This is a genomic window from Streptomyces sp. NPDC026500 (assembly GCF_055567635.1).
This window is the reverse complement of record NZ_JBVHQB010000001.1, coordinates 278,605-296,809: the sequence shown is the minus strand read 5'-3', so window position 1 is coordinate 296,809 and position 18,205 is coordinate 278,605. Positions and strand designations below refer to the sequence as shown.

At 67.9% G+C, this 18,205-nt stretch carries 16 protein-coding genes and 1 tRNA gene; 8 read left to right on the top strand and 9 right to left on the bottom strand.

Annotated features, from left to right (window positions below):
• The first annotated feature begins 21 nt into the window (after window positions 1–21).
• The 4 genes from ACZ4N5_RS01335 (at window position 22) to ACZ4N5_RS01320 (ending at window position 6,430) form a co-directional block, all read left to right on the top strand.
• Entirely contained in the window at window positions 22–1,458 is a 1,437-nt protein-coding gene (locus ACZ4N5_RS01335) for an FtsW/RodA/SpoVE family cell cycle protein (RefSeq protein ID WP_355851612.1), read from the top strand.
• Window positions 1,455–2,936, top strand: coding sequence for a peptidoglycan D,D-transpeptidase FtsI family protein (locus ACZ4N5_RS01330; RefSeq protein ID WP_467755091.1), 1,482 nt, complete (start codon window positions 1,455–1,457; stop codon window positions 2,934–2,936). The genes ACZ4N5_RS01335 and ACZ4N5_RS01330 overlap by 4 nt, the downstream gene beginning before the upstream one ends.
• Window positions 2,937–3,106: 170 nt before the next feature.
• Window positions 3,107–5,092, top strand: coding sequence for a Stk1 family PASTA domain-containing Ser/Thr kinase (gene pknB, locus ACZ4N5_RS01325; RefSeq protein WP_467755090.1), 1,986 nt, complete (start codon window positions 3,107–3,109; stop codon window positions 5,090–5,092).
• Between the two features lie 660 nt (window positions 5,093–5,752).
• On the top strand, window positions 5,753–6,430 hold the full coding sequence (locus tag ACZ4N5_RS01320; RefSeq protein WP_467755089.1) for a restriction endonuclease: 678 nt from the start codon (window positions 5,753–5,755) through the stop codon (window positions 6,428–6,430).
• Window positions 6,431–6,551: 121 nt separating this feature from the next.
• On the opposite strand, the gene ACZ4N5_RS01315 is transcribed toward ACZ4N5_RS01320, so the two are convergent.
• From ACZ4N5_RS01315 to ACZ4N5_RS01290, 6 genes are all read right to left on the bottom strand, one after another.
• Window positions 6,552–7,313, bottom strand: a complete 762-nt coding sequence (locus ACZ4N5_RS01315) for a class E sortase (RefSeq protein WP_467755088.1) — start codon at window positions 7,311–7,313, stop codon at window positions 6,552–6,554.
• A gap of 91 nt (window positions 7,314–7,404) precedes the next feature.
• Entirely contained in the window at window positions 7,405–8,427 is a 1,023-nt protein-coding gene (locus ACZ4N5_RS01310; protein ID WP_467755382.1) for a class E sortase, read from the bottom strand.
• Window positions 8,428–8,867: 440 nt separating this feature from the next.
• Window positions 8,868–9,506, bottom strand: a complete 639-nt coding sequence (locus tag ACZ4N5_RS01305) for an aminodeoxychorismate/anthranilate synthase component II (RefSeq protein WP_467755087.1) — start codon at window positions 9,504–9,506, stop codon at window positions 8,868–8,870.
• Entirely contained in the window at window positions 9,503–9,664 is a 162-nt protein-coding gene (locus tag ACZ4N5_RS01300) for a hypothetical protein (protein ID WP_467755086.1), read from the bottom strand. The genes ACZ4N5_RS01305 and ACZ4N5_RS01300 overlap by 4 nt, the downstream gene beginning before the upstream one ends.
• Before the next feature lie 31 nt (window positions 9,665–9,695).
• A complete protein-coding gene (locus ACZ4N5_RS01295; RefSeq protein ID WP_467755085.1) occupies window positions 9,696–10,466 on the bottom strand; it encodes a class E sortase in 771 nt (256 codons plus the stop codon).
• Between the two features lie 68 nt (window positions 10,467–10,534).
• Window positions 10,535–11,314 (bottom strand): DUF881 domain-containing protein, encoded by a 780-nt coding sequence (locus tag ACZ4N5_RS01290; protein WP_467755084.1) that lies wholly within the window; start codon window positions 11,312–11,314, stop codon window positions 10,535–10,537.
• Window positions 11,315–11,456: 142 nt separating this feature from the next.
• On the opposite strand from ACZ4N5_RS01290, the gene crgA reads away from it, so the two are divergent.
• Complete coding sequence (crgA, locus tag ACZ4N5_RS01285) at window positions 11,457–11,711, top strand: cell division protein CrgA (protein WP_467755083.1); 255 nt, start codon at window positions 11,457–11,459, stop codon at window positions 11,709–11,711.
• A gap of 326 nt (window positions 11,712–12,037) precedes the next feature.
• On the opposite strand, the gene ACZ4N5_RS01280 is transcribed toward crgA, so the two are convergent.
• Both ACZ4N5_RS01280 and ACZ4N5_RS01275 read right to left on the bottom strand, forming a co-directional pair.
• Window positions 12,038–12,946, bottom strand: a complete 909-nt coding sequence (locus ACZ4N5_RS01280; RefSeq protein WP_467755082.1) for a rhomboid family intramembrane serine protease — start codon at window positions 12,944–12,946, stop codon at window positions 12,038–12,040.
• Between the two features lie 152 nt (window positions 12,947–13,098).
• Complete coding sequence (locus tag ACZ4N5_RS01275; protein WP_467755081.1) at window positions 13,099–13,632, bottom strand: peptidylprolyl isomerase; 534 nt, start codon at window positions 13,630–13,632, stop codon at window positions 13,099–13,101.
• A 393-nt stretch (window positions 13,633–14,025) separates the two neighbouring features.
• Here ACZ4N5_RS01275 and ACZ4N5_RS01270 point away from each other — a divergent pair, with 393 nt between their 5' ends.
• Window positions 14,026–14,727, top strand: a complete 702-nt coding sequence (locus ACZ4N5_RS01270) for a DUF5324 family protein (RefSeq protein ID WP_467755080.1) — start codon at window positions 14,026–14,028, stop codon at window positions 14,725–14,727.
• A gap of 487 nt (window positions 14,728–15,214) precedes the next feature.
• On the opposite strand, the gene ACZ4N5_RS01265 is transcribed toward ACZ4N5_RS01270, so the two are convergent.
• Window positions 15,215–15,287 (bottom strand) — tRNA-Ala (locus tag ACZ4N5_RS01265).
• A 181-nt stretch (window positions 15,288–15,468) separates the two neighbouring features.
• Between ACZ4N5_RS01265 and ACZ4N5_RS01260 the strand changes: the two genes are divergently transcribed.
• Both ACZ4N5_RS01260 and ACZ4N5_RS01255 read left to right on the top strand, forming a co-directional pair.
• Window positions 15,469–16,017, top strand: coding sequence for a helix-turn-helix domain-containing protein (locus tag ACZ4N5_RS01260; RefSeq protein WP_037689714.1), 549 nt, complete (start codon window positions 15,469–15,471; stop codon window positions 16,015–16,017).
• A gap of 126 nt (window positions 16,018–16,143) precedes the next feature.
• Complete coding sequence (locus tag ACZ4N5_RS01255; protein ID WP_467755079.1) at window positions 16,144–18,150, top strand: serine/threonine-protein kinase; 2,007 nt, start codon at window positions 16,144–16,146, stop codon at window positions 18,148–18,150.
• Window positions 18,151–18,205: the final 55 nt, after the last annotated feature.

The following is an 18,205-nucleotide window of genomic DNA, read 5'->3' as shown; positions in this document are numbered from 1 at the left end:
CGTGAGGGGCCCTGTCACACGATGAGCAGTAGTTCGAACACGCCGACGCACCACACGTCCACGATCGGATCCATCGGCGCACCCAGCCGACGCAATACCGAACTGGCGTTGCTGGTGTTCGCCGTTGTCATCCCGGTGTTCGCCTACGCCAACGTGGGCCTCGCCATCGACGACAAGGTGCCCGCCGGCCTCCTGAGTTACGGCCTGGGCCTCGGCCTGCTGGCCGGCGTCGCCCACCTCGTCGTACGTAAGTTCGCCCCGTACGCGGACCCGCTGCTGCTGCCGCTGGCGACACTGCTGAACGGCCTCGGGCTGGTCATCATCTGGCGACTCGACCAGTCCAAACTGCTGCAGTCGATCAAGCAGGCCGGCACCGCCGCGCCCCGCCAGCTGATGTACACCGCACTGGGCATCGCCCTGTTCGTCGTCGTGCTGATCTTCCTGAAGGACCACCGCGTCCTGCAGCGCTACACCTACATCTCCATGGTCGGCGCACTGGTGCTGCTGCTCCTGCCGCTGGTCCCCGGCCTCGGTGCCAACATCTACGGCGCCAAGATCTGGATCCACGTCGGCAGCTTCTCCATCCAGCCCGGTGAGTTCGCCAAGATCGTCCTGGCGATCTTCTTCGCCGGTTACCTGATGGTCAAGCGGGACGCGCTGGCCCTCGCCAGCCGCCGCTTCATGGGGCTGTACCTGCCCCGCGGCCGCGACCTCGGCCCGATCCTCGTGGTCTGGTTCATCTCGATCCTGATCCTGGTCTTCGAGACCGACCTCGGTACGTCGCTGCTGTTCTTCGGAATGTTCATCATCATGCTGTACGTCGCCACCGAGCGCACCAGCTGGATCGTCTTCGGTCTGCTGATGTCCGCGGCCGGCGCGGTCGGTGTGGCGACCTTCGAGACGCACGTCCAGCAGCGTGTCCAGGCCTGGCTCGACCCCATGCACGAGTTCATGCAGAGCCGACAGGGCGTCCCCGGTCACACCGAGCAGTCCATGCAGGCCCTCTGGGCCTTCGGCTCCGGCGGCACCCTCGGCACCGGCCTCGGCCAGGGCCACTCCGAACTCATCCGGTTCGCCGCCAACTCCGACTTCATCCTCGCCACCTTCGGCGAGGAACTGGGCCTGGCCGGCATCATGGCGATCCTGGTGCTCTACGGCCTGATCGTCGAGCGCGGCATCCGAACGGCCCTCGCGGCCCGCGACCCGTTCGGCAAGCTCCTCGCCGTGGGCCTCTCCGGCGGCTTCGCACTCCAGGTCTTCGTCGTCGCCGGCGGCGTCATGGGCCTCATCCCGCTGACCGGTATGACGATGCCGTTCGTGGCCTACGGAGGCTCCTCCGTCATCGCCAACTGGGCACTGATGGGCATCCTGATCAGGATCAGCGACACCGCCCGCCGCCCGGCGCCCGCACCCGCCCCCAGCCCCGACGCCGAGATGACCCAGGTGGTCCGCCCGTGAACAAGCCCCTGCGACGGATCGCGATCTTCTGCGGGCTCCTCGTCCTCGCCCTGCTCCTCCGCGACAACTACGTCCAGTACGTCCAGGCGGACAGCCTGCGAACCGACTCGAACAACCGCCGCGTCGCCATCGAGCGGTACGCCACCCCGCGCGGCGACATCGTCGTCGACGGCGACCCCATCACCGGGGCCACCAAGTCGAAGAAGAACGGCATCAACGACTTCGAGTACAAGCGCACCTACAAGGACGGCCCCATGTGGGCGCCCGTCACCGGGTACGCCTCGCAGGCCTTCGACGCCTCCCAGCTGGAGAAGCTGGACGACGGCATCCTCACCGGCAACGACGACCGGCTCTTCTTCCGCAACACCCTCGCCATGGTCACGGGCAAGAAGCAGCAGGGCGGCAACGTCGTCACCACCCTCAACGCAGCCGCGCAGAAGGCCGCCTACCAGGGCCTGCTGAGCCGCGGCAAGGGCGCCGTCGCCGCGATCAACCCGCAGACCGGCGCGATCCTGGCGCTGGCGTCGACCCCGTCGTACGACCCCTCGTCCTTCGCCGGAACCTCCGACAACGACGCGAAGGCCTGGAACAAGCTCCAGAAGAAGAACAACCCCGACGACCCGATGCTCAACCGGGCGCTGCGCGAGACCTACCCGCCGGGCTCCACCTTCAAGGTGGTCACCGCGGCCGCGGCACTGGAGAACGGCATGTACACGTCCGCGGACCAGCACACCGACTCTCCGCTGCCGTACATCCTGCCGAAGACCACGACCGAGCTGAAGAACGAGGGGAACATCCCCTGCAAGAACGCGACGATGCGGGTCGCGCTCCGCGTCTCGTGCAACACCGTCTTCGGCAAGATCGGCGCCGACCTCGGCAAGGAGAAGATGCTGACGGAGGCCGAGAAGTTCGGCTTCAACTCCGAGCAGCTCACGCCGGTGCGCTCCAACGCCTCCGTCTTCCCCAAGGCGATGGACCAGGCGCAGACCGCTCTCAGCTCCATCGGCCAGTTCGAGACCGCCGCGACCCCGCTGCAGATGGCCATGGTGGCCTCCGCCGTCGCCAACAACGGCACGCTCATGAAGCCCTACATGGTCGACAAGCTGCAGGCACCGAGCCTGGACGTCGTCTCGCAGACCGAGCCCGAGAAGCTCAGCCAGCCGCTCTCCGAGGCCAACGCCCAGATCCTGCAGGACATGATGGAGACGGTCGTCAAGGAGGGCACGGGTACGAAGGCGCAGATCTCCGGTGTCACGGTGGGCGGCAAGACCGGTACCGCCCAGCACGGTGTCGCCAACAGCGAGAAGCCGTACGCGTGGTTCATCTCGTACGCCAAGCTCCCCGACGGCAGCTCTCCCGTCGCCGTGGCCGTGGTGGTCGAGGACGGCAGCGCCAACCGCGGAGACATCACGGGTGGTGGTCTCGCCGCCCCCATCGCGAGGGACGTGATGAAGGCAGTCATCGACAGTAAGAAGTGACCCCGCTCACGTCCCCATCACATCGGTGCACGTTGCGATACCGGTCCTGTCACGGGTGACGGTCTTGGCCAGGTCACAGAAGGCGATCCGGGTACGGTATGCCCGGACGGCACACCGCCGGACCACACAAAGGTGCGGTCGGGACCGACGGAGAGGGCTGGTAGGTAGCTATGGAAGAGCCGCGTCGCCTCGGCGGCCGGTACGAGCTGGGCCACGTGCTCGGCCGTGGTGGCATGGCGGAGGTCTACCTCGCGCATGACACCCGGCTCGGCCGTACCGTGGCGGTGAAGACGCTGCGGGCCGACCTCGCACGTGACCCGTCGTTCCAGGCCCGGTTCCGCCGGGAGGCCCAGTCGGCCGCCTCGCTCAACCATCCCGCGATCGTCGCCGTATACGACACGGGTGAGGACTACATCGACAACACCTCCATCCCGTACATCGTGATGGAGTACGTCGACGGGTCCACGCTGCGCGAATTGCTGCACTCGGGCCGCAGGCTGCTCCCTGAGCGGTCCATGGAGATGACCATCGGCATCCTCCAGGCCCTGGAGTACTCGCACCGCGCAGGCATCGTCCACCGCGACATCAAGCCGGCCAACGTCATGCTGACGCGCAACGGCCAGGTCAAGGTCATGGACTTCGGCATCGCCCGGGCCATGGGCGACTCCGGCATGACGATGACGCAGACAGCCGCGGTCATCGGCACGGCGCAGTACCTCTCGCCGGAGCAGGCGAAGGGCGAGCAGGTCGACGCCCGCTCGGACCTCTACTCCACCGGCTGCCTGCTGTACGAGCTGCTCACGGTGCGCCCGCCCTTCGTGGGCGACTCCCCGGTGGCCGTCGCGTACCAGCACGTGCGCGAGGAGCCCCAGCCCCCGTCGGTCTTCGACCCCGAGATCACGCACGAGATGGACGCGATCGTGCTCAGGGCCCTCGTCAAGGACCCGGACTACCGGTACCAGTCCGCCGACGAGATGCGCGCCGACATCGAGGCCTGCCTCGACGGCCAGCCCGTCGCGGCCAGCGCCGCCATGGGCTCGGTCGGCTACGGCTACGGCGACGACCAGCCGACCACGGCCCTGCGCTCCTCGGACGCGCAGGCCACGTCGATGCTGCCGCCGATGAACCCGGACGACGGCGGCTACGGCTACGACGACCGCCCGGACCGCCGCCGCCAGAAGAAGAACAACAGCAACACCTCGACGATCCTCCTGGTCGTCGCGGGCATCCTGGTGCTGATCGGCGCCATCCTGATCGGGAAGTACGCGTTCTCGGGCAAGGGAGCGGGCAACGACTCGTTCGAGGTGCCCAACTTCGTGAGTCAGACGCTGCCGGACGCCAGAAAGATGGCGGACAACCGCGAGCTGAAGCTCTCCCCCACGAACAAGCCCTGCGAGAAGGAGCCCAAGGGCAACATCTGCTCGCAGGAGCCGGGCATCGGCTCGAAGGTGAAGAAGGGCGACACGATCAATGTGGTCGTGTCCACCGGAGCGCCGAAGGTGGCCGTGCCGGACGTGAGGGGCCTCACCTTCGACAAGGCGAAGGCCCAGCTCGAGGGCAAGGGATTCAAGGTCGACCAGAAGACTCAGGAGTCCGACCAGGCCCCGGGCATCGTCATCTCCCAGAACCCCAAGGGCGACAAGGAAGCGGCAAAGGGCGCGATAATCACCCTGACCGTCGCCGCGGAGAAGAAGCAGTCCATCGTCCCGGACGTCGCCGGCAAGAACTGCGACCAGGCCAGGGCACAGATGCAGGCCAACAACCTCGTCGGCGACTGCGTCGACACGGACACCGACGACCCGAACCTGGTCGGCAAGGTCATCCAGACGAGCCCGGCAATCAACAGCCCGGCGGACCCCGGCTCCCACGTGACGATCCAGATCGGCAAGGCCAAGCAGCAGTCGACCGTGCCGAGCGTCGTCGGCAAGACCGTGGCCGAGGCGAGGCAGATTCTGCAGCAGCAGGGCTTCAACAACATCCAGTTCGCCCCGGGCAGCGACGGAAGCGACAACGCCACGGTGATCGGACAGAACCCGAACGCCAACAGCCCGGTCGACAGCCCGGACAACACGACCGTCACCCTCACGACCGTGAACATCGGCAACAACAACGGTGGCAACAACAACGGCGGTGGGGGCCTCTTCGGCGGCAACTGAGCCCACCAAGGACCGCACTCGGGCAACCGACGGGAAGGGCCCCGGCACTCTTGAGTGCCGGGGCCCTTCTCGTTGACCTGGGGCCCCACTGGGGCTGCGCCGACCCCCTGGAAGACCCTGTGGACGCACCACTTATCCCTGGAGTCAAAGACGATCAAGTCGCCCCCTGGCGACCTGGTGTGCGAAATTCGACCGTTTCTTCATACTTCCCGACTCGTTGACGGGATGGGGCGGAATCGAAGCTCTGCCCCGGCCGCAAGGCCTCCGCAACGAACAAAGGGGGCAGTACGTGATCAACGAATCGGCTCTGCTGGAATCGAAAGCTCTACGAGACAGCGTGATGGAACGCACTGAGGTACTCGACAAAGTCAAAGCGCTATCGCTGCTGCCGGACGGGATGAGCGTGACGACTGCGATGGTCGCGACGTACTTCGAAGTCGCGGAGCGTGCCATCAACCGGATGGCACAACGCCACCGGGCCGAGCTGACAGTGAACGGCTTGCGGATCCTGCGTGGCGAAGAGCTGGCTCGGTTTAAGGGAGACACGTTGTCTCTCTATCCGGAAAGTCGTCCACGCCCCGTTCCAGCCTCGCACTCTGGTCGCGCCGGGCCGTCCTCAACGTCGCCATGCTGCTCCGCGACAGCGAAGTTGCACGTCAAGTGCGTACGTACCTCCTCGACATGGAGTACCTCGCACGCACGCAGTCTGTGGACAACCCTCTCCACAGGGATAGCCGCTCACTCGACGACCGCATCGACCAGCGCATCACCCACATCCTCTGCGGGACCGTCGTCCCGATGTTCAACGCGCTGATCGAGACATCAGGCGAACACCGCAGGGAGCTGATCGCCCTGCGGGCAGGAGTCCAGACCGTCGAGCGGAAGCTCCGCCAACATCACGCCCGGCTGCAGCGGCTGGAAAGTCTTCGGGAAGACCGACCTCTTGCCGGAGTCATGGCGGCCATCGACGCCATGAACGGCCGCGAGTTCGAGGAGTACGTCGCCGAACTGCTGCGCCGCGACGGCTGCTCCGCCGTCGTCGTACGAGGCCGCAACGGGGACCGGGGAGTCGACATCACCGGTCGCACGGCCGACGGACGAACCCTCGTCGTCCAGTGCAAGAGATTCGCGCCCTACCTCTCCGTCACCAGCCCCGACGTCCAGAAGTTCGTCGGCGCGGCAAAGGTTCTACACAGCTCGGAGGTGGCCCTCTTCGTAGCGACGTGCCCCTTCACTCGCGACGCCCTGAACATCGCCACCGACGGCGGCATCACGGCCGTACACCGAGGTCTGCTGGAGGAGTGGAGCGCAGGAGCGGCACTGGCGGTTCTGGAGTAACCGCACCACAAACGCGAAAAGGCCCGAAGCCGCAAAGAGTGGTTGCGGCTTCGGGCCTTCGCCATGCTAGCGCCGTGTCAGGCGATTTTCCCCCGGACGCGCCTGGACCGGTGCAGTCGCGTCAGAGCAGTTCCTTCGGCGGCGTACGGGCGCTGTCGACCTTGTCCACGCGCTCCAGTTCGCCCCACACCACATAGCGGTAGCGGGAGGTGTACACCGGTGTGCAGGTCGTCAGCGTGATGTAGTGGCCGGGCTTCACCTTGCCGGACTCCTTCGGGACCGTCTGGAGCACCTTGACGTTGTACTTCGAGGTCTCCGGAAGGATGTCGAAGACCTTGTAGACGTACCACTTGTCCCTGGTCTCGAAGACGATCGCGTCACCCTTGGCGATCTTGTCGATGTTGTGGAACTTGGCACCGTGGCCGTCGCGGTGAGCGGCCAGCGTGAAGTTGCCGTTCTTGCCGGTCATCGGCAGGGACGCCTTGACGGGGTCCGTGTAATAGCCGGCGACGCCGTCGTTGAGGACCTTCGTCGCCGTGCCCTTCTCGACGAGCACCTCGCCGTTCTTCATCGCCGGGACGTGCAGGAAGCCGATGCCGTCCTTGGTGTCCAGGGCGCCCGGACCGCTCGGGGCCTGCGCCCAGTGGTCGCGGACCTTGTCGCCCTGCTGGTGTGCCTGACGGTCGGCCACGACGTTCGTCCACCACAGCGAATAGACGACGAACAGGCCGAGCACCAGCCCCACGGTGATGAGGAGTTCACCGAAGACGCTGACCGTCATCGCGAACCATCCGATGCGCCGGCGCCCCCCAGGCGCGTCACCGGCGGCTGCGTATCCGGCTTCCGAGCCGGCGCGCCCGGCGTGGTCGGTCCTCGCTGCCACAGTTCATCTGCCCCGTCTGGTCTGTCTCGGCTTGTCTCACGTGCACGTGACACCCGCACGCGTCCGTTCGCGCGTGCCTCGGCGTCTGTCCTCAGCCGACCAGCGCGTCGGGCTTGCCCTTGCTGCGCGGCCGGTCCTCGACCATCTTGCCCCAGACGATCATCCGGTACTTACTGGTGAACTCCGGTGTGCAGGTGGTCAGTGTGATGTAGCGGCCCGGCCCGGTGAAGGTCGAACCCTTGGGGATCGGGTCGAGCACGCTCGTGTTGCCCGGACTCGTCACCGGCAGGATCGACGTCATCTTGTAGACGTAGAAGTCGTCCTGCGTCTCGACCACGATGTCGTCGCCCGGCTTGAGCCGGTTGATGTAGCGGAACGGCTCGCCGTGGGTGTTGCGGTGCCCGGCGAGCGCGAAGTTGCCCGTCTTGGCGTCGGGCATCGCCGTCTTGAGGGGTGCCTCGCCGTAGTGGCCGACCATTCCGCGGTCGAGCACGTTCGTCTTGCTGGTGCCCTCCGCGATCGGCGCGACCACGTCCAGCTTCGGAATGTGCAGGATGGCGAAGCCCTGGCCGGGCGAGAACGTCCCCGGATTCCGCTTGCCGTTCGCCCAGTCCTGCTGCAGGTGCTGCGCGGCACTGCCCGCCTGCTCGTGCGCCCGCACGTTCGACCACCACAGCTGGTAGGTCACGAAGAGCAGCATCAGCACGCCGGTGGAGATGAACACCTCGCCGACCATCCGGCTCACGAGGACGCCCGCGCTGGGTTTCGACGCCCGCGCCGCGCGCCGGGCGTCCATCCGGCTCCGAGGGGCCCCAGCGGCCTCCTGAGCCGCCTCCTGGGGCTCGTGGGACTCCTGCGCCTCTCCGTACCTTCCGTGGCGCCTGGCGGCCTTACGGCGGGCCGCACGGCCCCCGGAGGCGGGGACCGCCCCGCTGCCGGCCGCACGCGCGCCTCCCTCCGCCCTTCCGGGCGAGTCGGGAAGACGCAACGCGACCGTCTCGTCGTCCAACGGCAGACGCGGCGCGACCGGCTCCGCCCGGGGAGCGGCGACCGGTCCGCGGTACTGGGCGGCCACGGGTTCCTGGTACGGCGGGGAGTACGTCCGCTCATACATATCGGCGTACGACGGTGCCGACGCCGGCGCTGAAGGCATGGCCTGCGTCGCGGCCTGTGTCCGAGCCGTCTGAACCTGGGCGGCCTGAACCTGGGCGGCCTGAACCTGGGCCGCCCGCGCCTGAGCGGCCTGCAGCTGAGCAGCTTGCGCGGCCTGCAACTGAGCGGCCTGCAGTTGAGCGGCCTGCAACTGCGCGGCCTGCGTCTGCTGCTGCTGTGCGGCGTACCAGTCGGGTCCGTACGCGCCGGGGCCGTACCCCTGCTGCTGTACGCCCTGTCCCTGTCCCTGTCCCTGTCCCTGTCCCTGTCCCTGGCTCTGACCAGGCAGCGGATCCGTCAGCGGGTCCGCGAGCCCTCCGACCGCCGCCTCGAACGCACCGGCGCCCCCGTACGCGGCCTCGCCGCCGTAGGGGGAGCTGTCGCGCTCGGGGCGCAGCGCGGTCACGCCGTGGCCCTGCCCACCACCGGGGCGAGCCCCGCCGACCTCGCCACGGCCACCTTGTCGCCGCACTCGAGCAGCCAGTTGGCGAGCATCCGGTGGCCGTGCTCGGTCAGCACCGACTCCGGGTGGAACTGCACACCCTCGACCGGCAGTTCGCGATGTCTGAGACCCATGATGATCCCGTCGTGGGTACGGGCCGTGACCTCCAGCTCGGCCGGGACCGTCTCCGGCTCGGCCGCCAGCGAGTGGTAGCGGGTCGCGGTGAAGGGCGACGGCAGACCGGCGAAGACGCCCTTGCCCTGGTGCTCCACGAGCGAGGTCTTCCCGTGCAGCAGCTCGGGCGCGCGGTCGACGACACCTCCGTACGCCACCTGCATCGACTGCATCCCGAGGCAGACACCGAAGACGGGCACCCCGGTCGCGGCACAGTGCCGGACCATGTCGATACAGACACCGGCCTGCTCGGGAGCGCCGGGCCCCGGGGACAGGAGCACACCGTCGAAGCCGTCCTGGGCGTGCGCGGTCGACACCTCGTCGTTGCGCAGCACCTCGCACTCCGCGCCCAACTGGTACAGGTACTGGACCAGGTTGAAGACGAAGCTGTCGTAGTTGTCCACAACGAGGATGCGCGTAGTCACTGGTTGTCCACCGTCACATCATTGAAGGGCAGCAGCGGTTCGGCCCAGGGGAAGATGTACTGGAAGAGCACGTAGACCACTGCCAGGACGAGCACGAGTGAGAGCAGCGCCTTCACCCATACGCTCCCCGGCAGATGCCGCCAGATCCAGCCGTACATGCCGTCCCTTCCGTCGCCGTACGCCAACAGACTAACGGCGCAGAGCCACCGGTTTCCCTGCCTCCACAGGCTGTGTGGAATCAAGGTGTGCCCAGACGATCAACCGGTGACTGTGCCCCCACTCCGGATCACACGTGGTCAGCGTGAGATAGCGCCCCGGACGCGTATACCCGGACTTACGTGGCACAGGGTCGATCACCTCAATGTCGGAGGGCACGGTTTTGTAGGGGCCTTTGTCGATCCGATACGTGAACCAGGTCGTCCCGTCCGTCAGCACCACCGCGTCGCCCCGGCGCAGCTCGGGAAAGTCCTTGAAGGGGTCCCCGTACGTACGCCGGTGACCTGCGACGGAGAAGTTGCCCTCCTGGCCGAGCTGGGCCGTGCCCCGGTAGTGGCCGAGCCCCTTCTTCAGGACCTGCGTGGCGGTGCCTTCGAGCACGGGCTTGTTCCACGTGAAACCGAGCCGCGGGATGTACATGACCGCGAACGGGCCGCCGTACTTGTAGGGGCCGGGCGGCTTCGGGCTCTCGGTGGCCGTACCGCCGGCGCCACCGGTGGCACCCGAAGGGCCCGCGGAACCGGAGGAGCCCGAGGAGCCGGACGGACCCGAAGAGTCCGAGGGGGTCCGCGGTGCCTGGGTCACCGCTCCCTTCGACCACTGTTTCTGGAGTACATCGATCTGGTGGTTCATCGCGCTGTCGGCCTGGATTCCCGTCCAGAACAACACGTAGACCACGAAGAGCACGATCAGGGTGCCGGCGGTGAGGCACAGCTCACTGATCGTCCTGACGACCACTCGCACCGACACAAGGTCCCCCCGGCGGCAGCTCGCTCCACAGGATGCGCCCACTGCTCCGCGAGGTCCGGCACCTACTCCACGGGCTTCGCGTAGTGGAGATCCACTGTGCCCGAGTAGCCGGGAAGAGTCACCGTCCCGGCCTCCTCGACTTTCCAGCCGAGCCCGTACACGTTGACGTACACCATGTAGTTCTGGATCGCCGGAGAGGCGGCGAGCGACTTCTGGAGCTTCTGCGGGTCGCCGATGGCGGTGATCCTGTACGGGGGCGAGTAGACGCGGCCCTGGAGAATCAGGGTGTTGCCGACGCAGCGCACGGCGCTGGTGGAGATCAGCCGCTGGTCCATCACCTTGATGCCCCGGGCTCCGCCCTGCCACAGGGCGTTCACCACCGCCTGAAGGTCCTGCTGGTGGATGACGAGGTAGTCGGGCTGCGGCTCGGGGTAGCCGGGAAGCTTCGCCGTCGCGTTGGGCGGGGCGTCGTTGAGCGTGACCGTGACGGCCTCGCCCTTGAGCTTCTGGGTGCCCGCGTTCTTCTCCAGCGCGGCGAGCTTGGCGTCCCCGGCCTCGCTGCTGCCGTCCTCACGGCCGGCGAGGGTGTCCACGTCGCGACGCAGGGAGCCGTTGGACTCGTCCAGCGTCGCGTTCTTGTGACTGCGCTCCTGAATCAGGTCGGAGAGCTTCAGCATGGACGCGTCCGTACGAATGTTCGTACCCTTGGCCGTATCGAAGCTCGTGAAGAAGATGAGGCCCGCGAGGGCGAAGACGGCCACCGTGAGGACACGTACAGGCCGGAAACGGTGCGTACCGCCAGGACTGGAATCCGTCCCGGGGGAGTCGGCAGAATTGCTCAACGTACCCTTATCTCCTTCGGCGCCGCGGAAGCACTACGCTAACGGACGCCCGGGGGAGCGCTCAGTGTCCCCTTGTACGCTGCCCCGGAGCCCGCCCAAGTTCCCTGCGCGGCCACGCAGCGCATCGACAGGAGAGACCCTCGTGCCGAAGTCACGTATCCGCAAGAAGGCCGACTACACGCCGCCCCCGGCGAAGCAGGCGACCAACATCAAGCTGACCAGCAATACCTGGGTGGCACCGGCCATGCTGGCCATGTTCCTCCTCGGTCTCGCCTGGATCGTTGTCTTCTACGTGACGGACGGCTCCCTGCCGATCGACGCGCTCGACAACTGGAACATCGTGGTCGGCTTCGGCTTCATCGCGGCCGGATTCGGCGTCTCCACGCAGTGGAAGTGACCGTCTTCGCTCACACGGAGACGGCCGGGGCACCAGCTCTGCCCACGGCTATCCACTGAGTTATCCACAGCAGTTTTCCACAGGTGGAAAAGAAAGACGATCTGTGGATAACTCATCCGCGGTTGACGCCGGTGTGACTGGTCCACCGGCATCCGCAAACCTGTTCGCCCCCTGTCCGACCTGGGGAAACTCGAGTCAGTGACAGGGGGCACAGCTGTTCCCGCACAGCGTGCACAAGATCCGCCACGGTCTGTGGACAACATCACTTCTCAGGTGAGCCGAACGCTCTCTCAGGTGAGCTGGGCCGCGGACCTCGGCTGAAGGCCTCAGGTGAGCTGAGCGGTCCTGAGCAGCGTCGTGGCGACCACCGCGACCAGCATCAGAGCGGCGACCCCGTACTGGACGAGGTTCCTCCGCTCCCGCGGCGCGTGGACCATCGCGTAGCCGACCACCACACCGCCGACCAGACCGCCGATGTGCGCCTGCCAGGCGATGTTGAAGCCGGGATTGAAGGTGATGATCAAGTTGACCACCAGCAGGGCGATGAGCGGGCGCATGTCGTAGTTGAGCCGGCGCATCAGAACCGCGGTGGCACCGAACAGACCGTAGATCGCGCCGGAGGCGCCGAGCGACGGCTGGGTGGGGGCGGCGAGCAGATAGGTGAGAGCGCTGCCCGCGAGGCCCGAGACGAAGTAGAGGGTGATGTAGCGGGCGCGGCCGAGGGCCGCCTCCAGGGGACCGCCGACCCACCACAGGCTGAGCATGTTGAAGATGATGTGCATGGGGTTGGCGTGCAGGAACATCGACGTCAGCATCCGGTACCACTGGCCTTCGGCCACGCCCTGGATGTCTCCGGAGAGCAAGGCACGCCCGAAGAGGTCGAAGCGGTTGGTGAAGGCGTCGCCCACCGAGAACTGAACGAGGTAGAAGGCCAGGTTGAGGCCGATCAGCACCTTGGTGACGAGCCGGGGGTCCGCCGCGACGGTGCCGCCCGCGAGCGTGCGGGGCTGGTTGGCCGCCGGAGCGTGGCCGGTGCCGGAACCACCGCGGACGCAGTCGGGGCACTGGAAGCCGACGGAGGCGCTGACCATGCACTCGGGGCAGATCGGGCGCTCGCAGCGGGTACAGCGGACGCCGGTCTCGCGGTCCGGGTGCCGGTAGCAACCGGGCAGGTTCTGGGCGTCCTTCGGTCCCTGGTCCCGCGGGCCCTGCGGGCTGCCGGGCAGCTGATCCATGGGGTCCCCTCAATCTCCGTACGGCGGCTCGCACGCGGTCACAAGCGGGTCCGTGTGCACAACACACCACCCCGTCCATCCTTACGGATGAACGGGGCGTTTGGTTCCCTCCAGGAGCCTTCGGGCTCATGGACAGGGAGCCCGGCCCGGGCTCAGCGCTCGCGGGTCTCGACGACGACCGACTCGATGACCACGTCGTTGACCGGGCGGTGGGTGCGCGGGTTGGTCTCGGTGCCGGCGATGGCGTCCACGACCTTCTGGCTGGCCGCGTCCGTGATCTCACCGAAGATGGTGTGCTTGCGGGTCAGCCAGGCCGTCGGGGAGACGGTGATGAAGAACTGTGAGCCGTTGGTGGCCGGGCCGGCGTTGGCCATGGCCAGCAGGTAGGGCCTGTCGAAGCGAAGGTCCGGGTGGAACTCGTCCTCGAACTGGTAGCCGGGGCCACCCGTGCCGTTGCCCAGCGGGTCACCGCCCTGGATCATGAAGCCGCTGATCACCCGGTGGAAGGCCGTGCCGTCGTACAGCTTGTCCGTGGACTTCACACCCGTCGTCGGGTTGATCCACTCACGCTCACCCTTGGCGAGTTCGACGAAATTCCGAACCGTCTTGGGCGCGTGGTTCGGCAGGAGCCGGATGTCGATGTCGCCTTGGTTGGTCTTCAGGGTGGCGTGAAGCTGCTCGGCCACGATCTGCCTTCCGTTGCCTTCTTTTGACTGCCCGATCCTCGCACGGCCCGGGGCTCTGGGCCCCCGACCGCCACCTCCGGACGCACGTGCGGACGCGGGTCTTGCAGAAAACCGGTCGAGTCGCGCCGCGACGGGAGCGAGCCCGGGCGATCCGTGGCATTGTCGACGACAAGCTCCCGTTGCCCCGTATTAGTCCGCTATCTCACTTGATCGACACCTGACCGGCTCCGTCTCCGGAGTCCCCGGGAGTCGGCACCCGTGACACGGATGCCCGCCCTCACATGCCCCGGACCTCTCGGGCAGGCATGATCCCCATAGGGGCGGAAAGGTGAACTGTGTGTCTTTGGGGGTACCCGGTATCCCCGACGTACGCCACCGAGGAGGAGGAAACCCGTGACCCGCATCGACAGCGTGCGCGCCGCGACCGGCTCGGCGAAGGACAGCGTGCTGCACGCCGCGGAAGTGGTGGCGCCTTACGCCGACACGGCCAAGGACAGGGCCTCGTACTACGCGAGTGAAGCGCGTGTACGGCTCGCGCCGAAGGTGTCGCAGGCCGCCGAACAGGCCCGCGTCCAGTACGACGCCCATCTCGCGCCGCGCCTTGAGCAGGCCCGTACCCATGTGCCACCGAAGGTCGACCAGGCCGCCCAGGAAGCGGCCATCCGCACCCGCAGGGCGGCTCGTCAGGCCGCCGACTATTCGAAGCCGAGGATCGAGCAGGCGGTGGCCGCGGCCCAGCCCGTTCGGGACGAGGCCGCGGCGCGCGGGGTGGCGGCCATCGCCGCTCTGCGCGGCCAGGTCACACCGCGGGAGATCCAGAAGCTGCTCCGCAAGCACGAGCGGCGGGCGAAGGCCGGCCGTCTCGTGAAGGGGCTGGCCGTGCTGGGGATTCTGGCGGGCGGAGCTTTCGCCGCCTGGAAGTGGTGGGACAAGCAGGCCAACCCCGACTGGCTCGTCGAACCGCCGGCCGCGACCGAGGTGCCCGAGACCGGGCGTCTCTCGTCGGTCGACGGCAGCGGCCAGTCCGACCTCGACCCCGAGGTCCAGGTCAAGGAAGCCGAGGAAGAGGCCGCGGAGCGCGACGACCGCCACTGAAACCCGGCCCAACATCGCCGCGGGGCAGGAGACTTGACGGTCTCCTGCCCCGCGGCGATGTTTCACGTGGAACGTCGGCGTGAGGGGCCGCGAACTCCCTGCGGTGGATTTACCCGCACGGCCCGCGATGACGTTTGCAACGGTTCTCGTGTGCAGCATCCATGGAGATGTTGTTAACGGAATGCGCCGAACCGGTCACGCGACAGGCGGCACAGCAGCTCACACAAGGGCCCCGGCCGGACCCTCCACCCCTCGGCGCCGCACCGGCCGCCCGCAGGGCGGAGCCGCAGCCCTCGCCCCGGCCATCCTGTTTGCGCAAAGAACTGCAACGTCTGCAAATCCCCTCCTGTGACGCACGTCACTGGAGCCACTCGCGTCGGCCCCGTCCCGTCGAAGTACGGCCTCACCAGGGGCGCGGACGCGGACCAATGGGGACAGACGAAAACCGGCCAGCCGCCGCTATTGGGCGTCTGGCCGGTCCGAGGTGTGGAGCCTAGGGGAGTCGAACCCCTGACATCTGCCATGCAAAGACAGCGCTCTACCAACTGAGCTAAGGCCCCGTAAGAGGAGCGTCCGACCACAAGAACCATCTGTCGACGGGCGCCGCAGACCAGAGTACCGGGTCACCCACGGGATCTCGCAAAATATTGGGGGTCCCCGTGGACGACCACTCTCCGTAAGATGCTCGACGTGGTTCGCTGTCGCGAACCGCGGTACTTGGGGAAGCGATGGGGAGACGCAATGGACGCCGCACAGCAGGAAGCAACCGCGAGAGCCCGGGAGCTGCAGCGGAACTGGTACGGGGAGCCGCTGGGGGCGCTCTTCCGTAGGCTCATAGAGGACCTGGGCCTGAACCAGGCGCGTCTCGCCGGGGTGCTGGGTCTGTCCGCCCCCATGTTGTCGCAGCTGATGAGCGGTCAGCGGGCCAAGATCGGCAATCCCGCGGTGGTCCAGCGCGTCCAGCTTCTGCAGGACCTGGCGGGGCAGGTCGCCGACGGGAGCGTCAGCGCCGCCGAGGCGACCGAGCGGATGGACGAGATCAAGAAGTCCCAGGGGGGATCGGTGCTCAGCAACACCACGCAGTCCACGACCAGTTCGGGAGCCCCGACGGTCAAGCGGGTGGTCCGCGAGATCCAGTCACTGCTGCGCTCGGTGGCTGCCGCCGGCGACATCATCGACGCGGCGGACACCCTCGCCCCGACCCACCCGGAACTGGCAGAGTTCCTCCGGGTCTACGGTGCCGGCCGTACGTCCGACGCGGTCGCGCACTACCAGTCCCACCAGAACTGAGCCGAGCCCGGCCGCCGACCGCCCGGCGCTGGAAGCCGTGACACCTTCCAGCCGCCGCACGTCATGCAGCCGGGCACCTCGGAAGAGGTCTCCGGACCGACCGCCGAAGGGGAGCGACGTACGACCATGGGTGAGGTCTTCGCAGGCCGGTACGAACTGGTCGACCCGATCGGGCGCGGGGGAGTCGGTGCGGTGTGGCGCGCCTGGGACCACCGGCGGCGCCGCTATGTGGCCGCCAAGGTGCTCCAGCAGAGCGACGCGCACGCCCTGCTGCGGTTCGTGCGGGAACAGGCACTGCGGATCGACCATCCTCATGTGCTGGCTCCCGCCAGCTGGGCCGCCGACGACGACAAGGTCCTGTTCACCATGGATCTGGTCGCCGGGGGCTCCCTGGTCCACCTGGTCAACGACTACGGCCCACTGCCTCCTTCCTTCGTCTGCACCCTGGTCGACCAGCTCCTCGCGGGTCTCGCCGCCGTGCACGCGGAGGGGGTCGTGCACCGCGACATCAAGCCCGCCAATGTGCTCCTCGAAGCGACCGGCACGGCCCGGCCGCGGTTGCGTCTGTCCGACTTCGGCATCGCCATGCGGCTGGGCGAACCGCGGCTCACCGAGACCAACTACGTGGTGGGGACGCCGGGTTACTTCGCACCCGAGCAGATGCTGGGTTCCGAGCCGGATTTTCCGGCCGACCTCTTCGCCGTGGGCCTGGTCGCCCTGTACCTCCTGGAAGGCACCAAGCCCGACGCCAAGGCGCTGATCGAGTACTTCGCCGAGCACGGCACGCCGTCCGCCCCGCGGGGGATACCCGAGCCGCTGTGGCAGGTCGTGGCGATGCTCCTCCAGCCGGATCCGCACGCTCGCTTCCGCACCGCCACAGGAGCGCGCAAGGCCCTTGCCGCGGCTGTCGAGTTGCTGCCCGAGCCCGGACCCGACGACGAACTGATCGAGGTCTTCGACCAACTCGGGCCACTGCCCGAGGGGTTCGGTCAGGCGGGACCTCTGGAGCCTGGGAACACTTCGCAAGTGAGTGGACGGACTCTGTCCTCCCGCGGACATCGGGACACCACGGCCGCCCACACCGGACTCGACGCCGACTCGTACTCCGGATCAGGCTTTGACCTCGGCATCGACGTTGGCCTTGGTTACGACTCCGACTTCGGGCCCGACTCCGACTTCGGGCCCGACTCCGGCTCAAGGCACGGCTCCCGCTCAAGGCACGGCTCAGGAGGCCCGGGCGCCGCCTCGGCTTCCGTGCCCGACCCCGGTGAGGTATCCGGTCACGGCCCCGGCTCGGGGGCGCGGGGGCCGCAGGGGTCCGTTCCGGGGGGCGGCCGACCTGGTCCCGGTACCGGGGGCGTACTCCCGGAATCCCGTCCCGCTGACGTGGAGCAGGGATCTGCCCAGGGCTCCGTGGGACAGCGGCCCGCTCAGGACGGCGTACGGTCTCAACCCGCCTCCGGGGAAGGGGGAGTTGAGTCCGACCGCGAGCGCGTGCGGCCCCTGACCGACCTCGACGGCGTACAGGCTCGGTCCGTCCCCGAGGACGCTCGATCTCTTACCGCCCCCGACGCCACACCTCAGGAACCCGCCCTCGGGACCTCTCCCCAGCCGTCCTCGATGTCGGACACCGGCAGCTTCCATCTGCCGCCGCCGCACCCCATGACCGGTACTGGTACCGGCTCCCAGCGGCAACCAGAGACCGAGCCTCCCCTTCACCAGCTCCAGTACCCACAGCCGCAGCCACAGTCACAGTCACAGCAGGCCTGGCCGGAGGCGCAGGCGCCCACTCCCCCCACCGCGCTCCCGCTGCCGACGTCCGCCCCGGTCTACCCCCCGCCGTTCGATCCGACCCCGACGCCCACTCCCCCCACCGCACCCATTCCTGCGCAGGGGCCCTCCCCCCATCTCCCTCCGACCCCGTCCGCCGCGATGCCGCAGCACGCGTACGCCTCCACCGCTTCGTACACCGCTCGGTCCGTTCAGGTTCCGTCCCGGACGGCGGCGGTTCCGCAACGCCGAGGAAGGCGCGCACGGCCGCGTCCGGGGCCGCCCGCCAAGGTCGCGGTGCCGATGCTGCTGCTGGCCCTGGCCTGTTTCGCGGTGGGGTTCTGGGCCCTGACCCAAGCCTGAGAGGACGCGGGAGCGAACCCGGCCGCGGCCCGCCCCGCAGCCCGCGGGAGAAGCC